5 protein-coding genes are annotated in these 13482 nt (G+C 49.7%); all 5 read right to left on the bottom strand.

Translation table 11 applies throughout. The annotated features are described in order from the left end of the window. Window positions 1-4: 4 nt before the first annotated feature. Window positions 5-409 carry a 6-pyruvoyl trahydropterin synthase family protein gene (locus tag ACSLUF_RS05135; RefSeq protein ID WP_435625051.1) on the bottom strand — a complete coding sequence of 135 codons (405 nt, stop codon included), beginning with the start codon at window positions 407-409 and terminating at the stop codon, window positions 5-7. Next, the gene (idi, locus tag ACSLUF_RS05130; RefSeq protein WP_435625050.1) at window positions 409-942 is read right to left on the bottom strand and encodes an isopentenyl-diphosphate Delta-isomerase; all 534 of its coding nucleotides are present in this window, start codon (window positions 940-942) and stop codon (window positions 409-411) included. Before idi ends, ACSLUF_RS05135 begins: the two co-directional genes overlap by 1 nt. A gap of 69 nt (window positions 943-1011) precedes the next feature. Further along, a complete protein-coding gene (locus ACSLUF_RS05125) occupies window positions 1012-1965 on the bottom strand; it encodes a PorP/SprF family type IX secretion system membrane protein (protein WP_435625049.1) in 954 nt (317 codons plus the stop codon). A gap of 3 nt (window positions 1966-1968) precedes the next feature. Continuing rightward, on the bottom strand, window positions 1969-3990 hold the full coding sequence (locus ACSLUF_RS05120; RefSeq protein ID WP_435625048.1) for an Ig-like domain-containing protein: 2022 nt from the start codon (window positions 3988-3990) through the stop codon (window positions 1969-1971). Window positions 3991-4014: 24 nt separating this feature from the next. Beyond that, window positions 4015-13470: a beta strand repeat-containing protein gene (locus tag ACSLUF_RS05115; RefSeq protein WP_435625047.1), complete on the bottom strand. Its 9456-nt coding sequence runs from the start codon at window positions 13468-13470 to the stop codon at window positions 4015-4017. Between the last annotated feature and the right edge of the window lie 12 nt (window positions 13471-13482).

The raw sequence follows: 13482 nt of genomic DNA, 5'->3' as shown, positions 1-13482 counted from the left end.
CATCTTAGCCGGAATAGGTTACGAAATTACGGGGTGTTTCATATAAAACCACCTCGAGGTTCTTGTTTTTATCGATGTGGGGTCTTAGCTTTTTCCAGATGACCACTACTATATTCTCTGCCGTTGGATTTAGATTTTTAAAATCGGGGACATCCTCATTTAAATTCTTATGATCGAACTTATCTTCCACATGTTCCTTTATCAAATCCTTTAAAACTTTCATGTCCATGACATAGCCTGTCACAGGGTCAATTTCACCTTCAACGCTAACGATTAAATCATAGTTGTGTCCATGGTATCTCGGATTGTTACACTTTCCAAAAACAGCATCATTTTTCTCAAAACTCCACTCTGGATTATATAAGCGATGAGCTGCATTAAAATGTGCTTTTCTACTAACTTTTACCATTACGACTTTTCACTATGTTCAACAATATAATCATAAAAGCGTTCGAAAATAATCTTGAACCAAGCTGTGTACTCTTGTGGATTTTCAGATATATCCTCTTTCACTTCCGATGGATGCATCCATTTCCAATTGGCCACTTCCTCAGGATTGATATTGGGAACATCATTGTAATAGCCAACCATAACATGGTCTAGTTCGTGTTCTGTAAGTCCGTTGTCAAAAGGAGCTTTGTAAATGAATGAAAACAGTTCTTTAAGGTCGACGGTAAAACCCATTTCCTCATGCAATCTTCTTTTTCCAGCTTCAATATTGGTCTCGCCTTCCCGTTGATGACTGCAACACGTATTGGTCCATAAAAGCGGGGAATGATATTTGTCACCAGCTCTTTGCTGAAGCATAATTTCACCCGCATCATTAACAATAAAAACTGAAAAGGCCCTATGCAATACTGCTTTTTCATGGGCCTCCATTTTAGGCATTAAACCTATAGGTTGGTCATCTTCATTGACCAATATCACATTTTCTTCTTTCATATTGTAAAAATAGGGTGTTTGAAGGAAATCTTCCTGCCAAGCATTCTAAATATTGTGTAAAAATGGCGGTTAGAAGAAACGTGGAGATTTCAAATTGCCCACATTACGTATGAAGTCGTACCGGACAATAATCTCAAACGAACCATCATTGAAACTAGTAGCCCCTAAATCCGTGATTTCCCGGTCGTATGCTAAACCGATAAGCATTTCATCCGAAATTCGGAACCCAAAAAGGCCACTGAATGCGGCATCCCATCGATAGGCGATTCCTCCAATAAATTTCTCATCAAACATGAAATTTGCCGAGAGGTCAACTTGTAACGGAGCCCCCTGTACCAATTTGGTCAATAGTGTTGGTTTGAACTTCAAAACAGGGTTAAGGTCACAAACATATCCAGTAATAAAATACCAATTGATTTGTTCCCGTGCAGTTGATATGGAGGATTCATCAAAATGAGTGGTCTCTAGAATTCGTGGGGCTGAAAACCCAGCATAAAATCTATCCGTGTGATAATACACCCCAGCTCCAATGTTGGGTGAAAACTGATTTTGAATATCCTGTTGGGCCGTAAGTTGCGGATCAATTTCGAATTCATCCAATTCCGAAAAACGGATATCCAGCATATGGGCGCTAGCTTTCAACCCAAAACTAAGTTTTGCATCCAAAGAGGTCTGGATAGTATATGAAAAGTCAACATCAAAGTAGGTCTCCGACGTTGGTCCAATTTTGTCGTTCACTATAGATAACCCCAAACCAACTCCTCGATATCCCATGGGAGTATGTAAATTAAGGGTTTGCGTTTCGGGTGCTCCGTCCAAGCCAACCCATTGGTTTCTATATAGGGCGGCAATACTCAAATGCCCTCTAGAACCAGCATAGGCCGGGTTTACGCTTACCGTGTTGTACATATATTGGGTATACTGGGCATCTTGTTGGGCAAAGAGGCTTGAAGTTGCAACCAAAAAACAACTCAAAAACACTCCAAGAATTAACTTTGCTCTATTTGTCTTCACGCTAATCATTCTTTATCGGTTAATGTATAAGTAACCTGAGAGTTGTTTCATAGTTCCGTTTTGGTCTTCGTAATCCACAATGTAGAAATAGGTTCCTACAGGTAATCTATTGTCTTTGTCAACAGTTACCCTTCCCGTAGAAGTACCGTCGAAGGTATTGGTGTTATTATCATATCCCCGCGTTTGGAATACCAACACACCCCATCTATTGTAGATTTTTACCGTATTATTTGGGAAATCTTCAATTCCTCTGATGGTCAATACATCATGAACTGTATCTCCGTTCGGTGTAATTACATTGATGACATCCGGTACGTTTTCTTGTGTAGGTCCTAAATCCGGGTCCAAATAATTTGGCGTTCCATCATTATCAGAATCATCATTGACATAATTACCATCTTGGTCTAAATCTTCATCAATGGTTTCAATTCCGTCATCATCGTCATCAGTATCCCTGAAGTTTACCTCTCCATCAGAATCAGTATCTGGAAGGTCCCCGCTAGGATTGTTTATCTCATCGTTGATATCAGAATCATCAAGTCTTCCACCTTCATAGCCATCATCCAAACCATCCCCATCTGTATCGGTACCCACAAAATTCACATCTGGAATCCCATCTTCGTCAAAATCATGAGCCTCGACATTGTCAGGAATATTGTCCCCATCACTATCATCGTCTACGTAGTCAGGTAATCCATCACCATCCGTATCCACAGGAATGAGTCCGATGTTTGCTCCGCTTTCATAGGCATCATCAACACCATTGGAATTAGCATCCACCAAACTTGGCGGAATGTAGCCTGCTGTTGTTTGCGCTTCTACATTATCTGGAATACCATCATTGTCGCTATCGATATCCAGGTAATCAGGCACCCCATCACTATCAGTATCCGTTGGGTCAGTTGTTGGGTCGTTATCCAAATCTGTATTTAAATCTTCGAAGCTGTCTAGGATTCCATCCCCATCACTATCCAAGTTGGTTCCTGGAGGAGTTACGGTAACTGTAACTGTGGCAGTGCTACAATTACCATTCATATCACATATGGTATATTGGAAAGTGTCTACTCCAGTAAATCTTGTGTTCGGCACATAGGTTACCGTGTCATCGGTTGGGTCTGAAGGAGTGCCATTGGTGTTAAGGTTAGCGGTACCATTCGCTGGAATCGTAAGTGTTAAAGAACCTGCGGAAGGAATATCGTTGTCATTGGCTAATATGTCTATGTCAATTGAAGTATCCTGCAGAACCACTACAGAATCATCAAAAGCATCCACAATGGGTAAAACATCAACCGTAACGGTCGCAGTACTACAATCACCTAAAGAATTACAGACTGTATAATCAAAAGAATCCGTTCCGTTGAAGTCCGGATCTGGAATGTAGGTGACAATATCATCCGAAGGGTCATTGATTGTCCCATTGACATTAATAGTCACGGTGCCATTCGCAGGACTCGTTGTCGTCAGTGTTCCAGTGGAAGGTAAACCAGAATCATTGTCAAAAATGGGCACGTCCACTGAACTATCCTCGTCTACCGTTACAAAATCATCCACCAAAGTAGCTGCCTGACTCATACATACTAACGTAAATCGTGGTAAATCACTACTATTACCGGCTTTGGTAATGGTGGCTACATAGCGCTCTACGGATGTGGTACTTGTTACAACAGGTCGTGTTTGATCACCCGAAACAGCAGGATTCCAGCTAATAGTCGCTCCAGAAGGAATACTAGCTGAAATATCTAAAGTAACCTGATTATCCGGAGCTCTACAGTCCGTTAATATGAAATATCCTGTTGCATTTGACCCACAAAGGGTGCCATCGTAAGTAGCAAAATAAACTCCAGGTTGTGTGGCTTCGTAAAATGAATTTGTGCTTAACACGGTACCTAAATCGGAAGCTTCAAACCATTGATAATTGCTTTCATCTCCCCCACTAGGTGCCTGTAGTAAAAATTGAGCGCTCAAAAAATTTGTGCCCAGAAGTAATAGGAAAACTCCAAAGAATAAAGACTTGTATATGCTATTTGATTTCAAAATCCTCTTAGTCTTTATCAATTCTTATTTTACTACGAATACCACATTGATTAGCGCATTATAGTCAGCTGGCACGTTTAGTATGTCATATTGCATATTGCCATTCCCATCGATTGAATCAATGTTCATTACGGTCGGGTCGGCAAAGGTTACATAGTAATACAATTCTGTTCTGGCGTATGTCGGGATAGCATTAGGTGCTCCAAGACTTGCTGTAAAGTTTGAAGCAGTACCACCATATTGATTTAAATACTCTTGATATAAATCGATAGTTCTATTATTCCCCGTGGTTGAAGCATCAATTGCAATGGATGGAGGGTAAAAAATCCTTGCCGCTTTTGAAGTAATTGGGGCGATAGCTTGAATTGCTGCCTCCACAGTAGTTTCGCTGGTTGGTGAAGCTTCACCACCTTCATCAACATCAACTGGGGTTACCAAATTAACTTCTCCTGCAGTTTGGTCATCCGTGCTCACACCACTTATATCAACAGTGACAGGTGCCACACCGTCGTCCTCCAAGGAGATGGCAAGCTCTCCCGTTCCTGCATTGAAGGTAAGTCCGTCCACCGTCTGGTCATCCGTGTCCGTATCAAGTGCGGATAGGTCAACCGTCACAGGTGCAACGCCGTCATCCTCCAATGAGATGGCCAATTCGCCAGTTCCAGCATTGAATGTTAGTCCGTCAACAGTCTGGTCATCGGTGTCCGTATCCAGTGCGGATAGGTCAACCGTCACAGGTGCTACGCCGTCATCCTCCAAGGAGATGGCAAGCTCTCCCGTTCCTGCGTTGAAGGTAAGTCCATCAACGGTCTGGTCATCAGTGCTCACACCGCTTATGTCAACAGTGACAGGTGCCACGCCGTCATCCTCCAAGGAGATGGCAAGCTCTCCCGTTCCTGCGTTGAAGGTAAGTCCATCAACGGTCTGGTCATCGGTACTCACACCGCTTATATCTACAGTGACAGGTGCGACCCCGTCGTCCTCCAATGAGATGGCAAGTTCGCCCGTTCCTGTGTTGAAGGTAAGTCCATCGACCGTCTGGTCGTCAGTGTCCGTATCAAGTGCCGAAAGGTCAACTGTCACAGGTGCAACGCCGTCATCCTCCAAGGAGATGGCAAGCTCTCCCGTACCCGCATTGAAGGTAAGTCCATCGACCGTCTGGTCGTCAGTGTCCGTATCCAGTGTAGATAGGTCAACCGTCACAGGTGCCACTCCGTCATCTTCCAATGAGATGGCAAGTTCGCCCGTTCCCGCGTTAAAGGTAAGTCCGTCCACCGTCTGATCGTCAGTATCCGTATCCAGTGCAGATAGGTCAACCGTCACAGGCGCAACGCCGTCATCCTCCAATGAGATGGCAAGTTCGCCCGTTCCCGCGTTAAAGGTAAGTCCGTCCACCGTCTGGTCGTCCGTATCGGTATCCAGTGCCGAAAGGTCAACCGTCACAGGCGCAACGCCGTCGTCCTCCAATGAGATGGCAAGTTCCCCTGTTCCCGTGTTGAAGGTCAAGGCATCGACTGTCTGGTCGTCGGTGTCCGTGTCAAGTGCCGAAAGGTCAACCGTAACAGGTGCAGCGCCGTCGTCCTCAAGGGAAATACCAAGTTCGCCCGTACCCGCATTGAAGGTAAGTCCGTCCACCGTCTGGTCATCAGTATCGGTATCCAATGCCGATAGGTCAACGGTAACAGGCGCGACCCCATCGTCCTCCAATGAGATGGCCAGTTCGCCCGTTCCCGCATTGAAGGTAAGTCCATCGACCGTTTGGTCATCCGTGCTCACGCCACTTATATCAACAGTCACAGGTGCCACACCGTCATCCTCCAATGAGATGGCAAGTTCACCGGTACCTGCGTTAAAGGTAAGTCCGTCCACAGTCTGGTCGTCCGTATCGGTATCCAGTGCGGAAAGGTCCACCGTCACAGGTGCAACGCCGTCATCCTCAAGGGAAATGGCAAGTTCGCCGGTACCGGCGTTGAAGGTAAGTCCATCGACCGTTTGGTCATCGGTGCTCACCCCGCTTATATCAACCGTCACAGGAGCAACGCCGTCATCCTCCAATGAGATGGCAAGTTCGCCGGTCCCCGCATTGAAGGTAAGTCCATCGACCGTTTGGTCATCGGTGCTCACACCGCTTATGTCAACCGTCACAGGTGCAACGCCGTCATCTTCCAATGAGATGGCAAGTTCCCCGGTCCCTGCGTTAAATGTAAGTCCATCAACGGTCTGATCATCCGTGCTCACACCGCTTATATCAACCGTCACAGGTGCAACCCCGTCGTCCTCCAAGGAGATGGCAAGTTCGCCGGTACCCGCATTGAAGGTAAGTCCGTCCACCGTCTGGTCATCAGTATCGGTATCCAATGCCGATAGGTCAACGGTAACAGGCGCGACCCCATCGTCCTCCAATGAGATGGCCAGTTCGCCCGTTCCCGCATTGAAGGTAAGTCCATCGACCGTTTGGTCATCGGTGCTCACACCGCTTATATCAACAGTAACAGGTGCCACGCCGTCATCCTCCAAGGAGATGGCAAGCTCTCCCGTTCCTGCATTGAAGGTAAGTCCATCGACCGTCTGGTCGTCAGTGTCCGTATCCAGTGCAGATAGGTCAACCGTCACAGGTGCAACGCCGTCATCCTCAAGGGAAATGGCAAGTTCGCCGGTACCCGCATTGAAGGTAAGCCCATCGACCGTTTGGTCATCGGTGCTCACACCGCTTATATCAACCGTAACAGGTGCAACGCCGTCATCCTCAAGGGAAATTGCAAGCTCTCCCGTACCCGCATTGAAGGTAAGCCCATCGACCGTTTGGTCATCGGTGCTCACACCGCTTATATCAACAGTAACAGGTGCCACGCCGTCATCCTCAAGGGAAATGGCCAGTTCGCCCGTTCCCGCATTGAAGGTAAGTCCATCGACCGTTTGGTCATCGGTGCTCACACCGCTTATATCAACAGTAACAGGTGCCACGCCGTCATCCTCCAAGGAGATGGCAAGCTCTCCCGTTCCTGCATTGAAGGTAAGTCCATCGACCGTCTGGTCGTCAGTGTCCGTATCCAGTGCAGATAGGTCAACCGTCACAGGTGCAACGCCGTCATCCTCAAGGGAAATGGCAAGTTCGCCGGTACCCGCATTGAAGGTAAGCCCATCGACCGTTTGGTCATCGGTGCTCACACCGCTTATATCAACCGTAACAGGTGCAACGCCGTCATCCTCAAGGGAAATTGCAAGCTCTCCCGTACCCGCATTGAAGGTAAGCCCATCGACCGTTTGGTCATCGGTGCTCACACCGCTTATATCAACAGTAACAGGTGCCACGCCGTCATCCTCAAGGGAAATGGCAAGCTCTCCGGTACCCGCATTGAAGGTAAGCCCATCGACCGTTTGGTCATCGGTGCTCACCCCGCTTATATCAACAGTCACAGGCGCGACCCCATCGTCCTCCAAGGAGATGGCAAGTTCGCCGGTACCCGCATTGAAGGTAAGCCCATCAACGGTCTGGTCATCGGTGCTCACCCCGCTTATATCAACAGTCACAGGCGCGACCCCATCGTCCTCCAAGGAGATGGCAAGTTCGCCGGTACCCGCATTGAAGGTAAGCCCATCAACGGTCTGGTCGTCCGTGTCCGTGCCCAGTGCGGATAGGTCAACCGTCACAGGTGCAACGCCGTCATCCTCCAAGGAGATGGCAAGCTCTCCTGTTCCTGCATTGAAGGTAAGTCCATCAACGGTCTGGTCATCCGTGTCCGTATCCAGTGCGGATAGGTCGACCGTCACAGGTGCGACCCCATCGTCCTCCAAGGAGATGCCAAGCTCTCCCGTTCCTGCGTTGAAGGTAAGTCCATCAACGGTCTGGTCGTCGGTGTCCGTATCCAATGCGGATAGGTCAACCGTCACTGGTACAACGCCGTCATCCTCCAACGAGATGGCAAGCTCTCCCGTTCCTGCGTTAAATGTAAGTCCGTCGACCGTCTGGTCATCCGTGTCCGTATCCAGTGCGGATAGGTCTACCGTAACAGGTGCGACCCCATCATCCTCCAACGAGATGGCAAGCTCTCCCGTTCCTGCGTTGAAGGTAAGTCCATCGACCGTTTGGTCATCGGTACCCGTAAATGTTGTTGGTGTTCCATTTTCACTGGTATAGGTGTATGTCCCGTCTAAATTGTCCGATAAGGTTGTTATCGTCTCCGATATACTTACGGAAGCCACGTTCAAATAAAGACCTCCATCAGTTCCAAAACCAATATCATTGTTCGCGTTCCCACTTATCAAATCCACAGTGGATGGCGCAACACCATCATCCTCAAGGGAAATGCTCAGCTCTCCATTAGATATGGAAAGGTTGTCCACAGTTTGGTCATCAGTATCCGTGTCAAGTGCAGAAAGGTCAACCGTCACTGGTGCAACACCATCATCCTCAAGGGAGATGGCCAATTCGCCCGTACCTGCATTGAATGTAAGCCCATCGACCGTTTGGTCGTCAGTGTCCGTATCAAGTGCCGAAAGGTCAACCGTCACTGGTACAACGCCGTCATCCTCCAAGGAAATGGCCAATTCGCCCGTTCCTGCGTTAAAGGTAAGTCCGTCAACAGTCTGGTCATCGGTATCCGTGTCAAGTGCCGAAAGGTCCACCGTCACCGGTGCAACGCCGTCATCCTCCAAGGAAATGGCCAATTCGCCCGTTCCTGCGTTAAATGTAAGTCCATCGACCGTTTGGTCATCGGTGCTCACACCGCTTATATCAACCGTCACAGGTGCAACACCATCATCTTCCAATGAGATGGCCAGTTCACCGGTCCCCGCGTTAAAGGTAAGTCCATCAACGGTCTGGTCATCCGTGTCCGTATTAAGTGCCGAAAGGTCCACCGTCACGGGTGCCACGCCGTCATCCTCCAAAGAGATGGCAAGCTCTCCTGTACCCGCATTGAAGGTAAGTCCATCAACCGTCTGGTCATCAGTATCCGTATCGAGTGCCGAAAGGTCGACCGTCACGGGTGCAACACCATCATCTTCCAATGAGATGGCAAGTTCCCCGGTCCCTGCGTTAAATGTAAGTCCATCCACAGTCTGGTCATCAGTATCCGTATCAAGGGCAGATAAGTCAACCGTCACAGGTGCCACGCCGTCATCCTCCAGAGAGATGGCAAGTTCGCCAGTCCCCGCGTTGAAGGTCAAAGCATCCACAGTTTGGTCATCGGTATCCGTATCCAATGCCGAAAGGTCCACCGTCACAGGTGCGGCCCCGTCATCCTCCAATGAGATGGCAAGTTCGCCCGTTCCCGCGTTGAAGGTAAGTCCGTCCACCGTCTGGTCGTCCGTATCCGTATCCAGTGCGGAAAGGTCAACCGTCACAGGTGCCACGCCGTCATCCTCCAAGGAGATGGCCAGTTCGCCGGTCCCCGCGTTGAAGGTAAGTCCATCAACCGTTTGGTCATCCGTGTCCGTATCAAGGGCAGATAAGTCAACCGTCACAGGTGCGACACCATCATCCTCCAATGAAATGGCAAGTTCGCCAGTCCCCGCGTTGAAGGTCAAAGCATCCACAGTTTGGTCATCGGTATCCGTATCCAATGCCGAAAGGTCCACCGTCACAGGTGCGGCCCCGTCATCCTCCAATGAGATGGCAAGTTCGCCCGTTCCCGCGTTGAAGGTAAGTCCGTCCACCGTCTGGTCGTCCGTATCCGTATCCAGTGCGGAAAGGTCAACCGTCACAGGTGCCACGCCGTCATCCTCCAAGGAGATGGCCAGTTCGCCGGTCCCCGCGTTGAAGGTAAGTCCATCAACCGTTTGGTCATCCGTGTCCGTATCAAGTGCCGAAAGGTCAACCGTCACGGGTGCCACGCCGTCATCCTCCAAGGAAATGGCCAATTCACCGGTCCCCGCATTGAAGGTAAGTCCGTCCACCGTCTGGTCATCGGTATCCGTATCAAGTGCCGAAAGGTCAACCGTCACGGGTGCAACGCCGTCGTCTTCCAAGGAGATGGCAAGCTCTCCCGTTCCCGCGTTAAATGTAAGTCCGTCCACCGTCTGGTCATCCGTGTCCGTATCAAGTGCCGAAAGGTCAACCGTCACGGGTGCCACGCCGTCATCCTCCAAGGAGATGGCAAGCTCTCCCGTTCCCGCGTTAAATGTAAGTCCGTCCACCGTCTGGTCATCCGTGTCCGTATCAAGTGCCGAAAGGTCAACAGTGACAGGTGCCACACCATCGTCCTCCAGGGAAATGGCAAGTTCACCGGTACCCGCGTTGAAGGTAAGTCCATCCACGGTCTGGTCATCCGTATCCGTATCCAGTGCTGAAAGGTCGACCGTCAGGGGTGCAACGCCGTCGTCTTCCAACGAGATGGCAAGCTCTCCCGTTCCCGCATTAAAGGTAAGTCCATCAACGGTCTGGTCGTCAGTTCCTGTAAATGTTGTTGGTGTTCCGTTTTCACTGGTATAGGTATAGGTCCCATCCAAATTGTCCGACAAGGTCGTAACCGTTTCGGATATACTGACGGAGGCAACATTCAAATAAAGACCTCCATCGGTTCCAAAACCAATATCATTGTTCGCGTTCCCACTTATCAAATCCACAGTGGATGGCGCAACACCATCATCCTCTAATGAAATGCTCAGTTCTCCACTCGCTATGGAAAGATTGTCAATCGTTTGGTCATCGGTATCCGTGTCGAGTACCGAAAGGTCAACCGTCACAGGTGCAACCCCATCGTCCTCAAGGGAAATGGCAAGTTCGCCCGTTCCCGCATTGAAGGTAAGTCCATCGACGGTCTGGTCATCCGTGTCCGTATCCAGTGCCGAAAGGTCCACCGTCACAGGTGCGACCCCATCGTCCTCAAGGGAAATGGCAAGTTCGCCGGTCCCTGCGTTAAATGTAAGTCCGTCCACCGTCTGGTCATCGGTATCCGTGTCAAGTGCCGAAAGGTCCACCGTCACCGGTGCAACGCCGTCATCCTCCAAGGAAATGGCCAATTCGCCCGTTCCTGCGTTAAAGGTAAGTCCATCGACCGTTTGGTCATCGGTGCTCACACCGCTTATATCAACCGTCACAGGTGCAACACCATCATCTTCCAATGAGATGGCCAGTTCACCGGTCCCCGCGTTAAATGTAAGTCCGTCCACCGTCTGGTCATCCGTGTCCGTATTAAGTGCCGAAAGGTCCACCGTCACGGGTGCCACGCCGTCATCCTCCAAAGAGATGGCAAGCTCTCCTGTACCCGCATTGAAGGTAAGTCCATCAACCGTCTGGTCATCAGTATCCGTATCGAGTGCCGAAAGGTCGACCGTCACGGGTGCAACACCATCATCTTCCAATGAGATGGCAAGTTCCCCGGTCCCTGCGTTAAATGTAAGTCCATCCACAGTCTGGTCATCAGTATCCGTATCAAGGGCAGATAAGTCAACCGTCACAGGTGCCACGCCGTCATCCTCCAGAGAGATGGCAAGTTCGCCAGTCCCCGCGTTGAAGGTCAAAGCATCCACAGTTTGGTCATCGGTATCCGTATCCAATGCCGAAAGGTCCACCGTCACAGGTGCGGCCCCGTCATCCTCCAATGAGATGGCAAGTTCGCCCGTTCCCGCGTTGAAGGTAAGTCCGTCCACCGTCTGGTCGTCCGTATCCGTATCCAGTGCGGAAAGGTCAACCGTCACAGGTGCGACACCATCATCCTCCAATGAAATGGCAAGCTCTCCGGTACCTGCGTTAAAGGTAAGTCCGTCAACCGTCTGGTCATCGGTGCTGACACCGCTTATATCTACAGTAACGGGTGCAACTCCATCATCTTCCAATGAGATGGCAAGCTCGCCGGTACCCGCATTGAATGTTAGTCCGTCAACCGTCTGGTCATCAGTACTCACACCGCTTATATCAACAGTGACAGGAGCCACGCCGTCATCCTCCAAGGAGATGGCAAGTTCGCCCGTACCCGCATTAAAGGTAAGTCCATCGACCGTCTGGTCATCGGTGCTCACGCCACTTATATCCACTGTCACAGGTGCGACCCCGTCGTCCTCCAAGGAAATGGCAAGCTCTCCGGTCCCTGCGTTAAATGTAAGTCCATCAACGGTCTGGTCGTCGGTGCTGACACCACTTATATCTACAGTAACAGGAGCCACGCCGTCATCCTCCAAGGAGATGGCAAGTTCGCCCGTACCCGCATTAAAGGTAAGTCCATCGACCGTCTGGTCATCGGTGCTCACGCCACTTATATCCACTGTCACAGGTGCGACCCCGTCGTCCTCCAAGGAAATGGCAAGCTCTCCGGTCCCTGCGTTAAATGTAAGTCCATCAACGGTCTGGTCGTCGGTGCTGACACCACTTATATCTACAGTAACAGGAGCCACGCCGTCATCCTCCAATGAGATGGCCAATTCGCCCGTTCCTGCGTTAAATGTCAGTCCATCAACGGTCTGGTCATCTGTGTCCGTATCAAGTGCGGATAGGTCCACCGTCACTGGTGCGACCCCATCGTCTTCCAACGAAATGGCAAGTTCCCCTGTTCCCGCGTTGAAGGTAAAGGCATCGACCGTTTGGTCGTCAGTATCCGTATCCAGTGCCGAAAGGTCGACCGTTACAGGTGCGACCCCATCGTCCTCAAGGGAGATGGCCAGTTCACCGGTCCCTGCGTTGAAGGTAAGTCCGTCCACCGTCTGGTCATCGGTGCTCACACCGCTTATATCAACAGTCACAGGTGCCACTCCATCATCCTCCAATGAGATACCAAGCTCTCCCGTTCCTGCATTGAAGGTAAGTCCATCGACGGTCTGGTCGTCAGTGTCCGTGTCAAGTGCAGAAAGGTCAACCGTTACCGGTGCCACTCCGTCATCCTCCAAGGAAATGGCAAGTTCCCCTGTTCCCGCATTGAAGGTAAGTCCATCAACTGTCTGGTCATCGGTATCAGTATCCAGTGCAGATAGGTCAACCGTCACAGGTGCGACCCCATCATCCTCCAATGAGATGGCAAGTTCGCCGGTTCCTGCGTTGAAGGTGAGTCCATCGACCGTCTGGTCATCGGTGTCCGTATTAATTATTGCTGCTAAGTCCGCTAGTGCAACTGAAAATGTATTTGTATCTGAATCAGTAATGACAAGGTTGGTGTTAGTGCCATCAATACCGAAATTAGTTATCGTAGTATTCGTGTCAGTTAAGGTGTCGCTTAGACCGCTTAAATCAACATTTACACTCCCCCCATTCTCCAAAGTCAATGTTAGCTCATTGGTTAGCCCGTCTAATGTGAAGCTTTGTAATTGTTGGTCATCACTTGCTGTTAGCTCCCAGGAGTCCCCATCCCAGAAGAAAATCGTTCCCGTGGTAGTATTGACATAGATGTCTCCGGCATCAGCGCCTGTAGGTGTTGTTGATCCCGGAGCATTTACTGCAGTACCTGACAATACTTCACAATTGCATTGATCTTGCAAAGTGACTGTGGTCTGGGCAAATGTCAACAGGGGTAATAAAATGAAAACAAGAAATATGATGCACTTCTTCATGGGGCTATTATT

This window comes from Flagellimonas sp. (assembly GCF_965601775.1).
Taxonomy (GTDB): Bacteria; Bacteroidota; Bacteroidia; order Flavobacteriales; family Flavobacteriaceae; genus Flagellimonas.
Note: the sequence above shows the minus strand (reverse complement) of the source record. Positions and strands in the feature narration are given on the sequence as shown.

Excerpts from the sequence above, each read along its gene's own strand:
- ACSLUF_RS05135 (WP_435625051.1), bottom strand. The coding sequence starts at position 409 with ATGGTAAAAGTTAGTAGAAAAGCACATTTTAATGCAGCTCATCGCTTA.
- idi (WP_435625050.1), bottom strand. The coding sequence starts at position 942 with ATGAAAGAAGAAAATGTGATATTGGTCAATGAAGATGACCAACCTATA.
- ACSLUF_RS05125 (WP_435625049.1), bottom strand. The coding sequence starts at position 1,965 with ATGATTAGCGTGAAGACAAATAGAGCAAAGTTAATTCTTGGAGTGTTT.
- ACSLUF_RS05115 (WP_435625047.1), bottom strand. The coding sequence starts at position 13,470 with ATGAAGAAGTGCATCATATTTCTTGTTTTCATTTTATTACCCCTGTTG.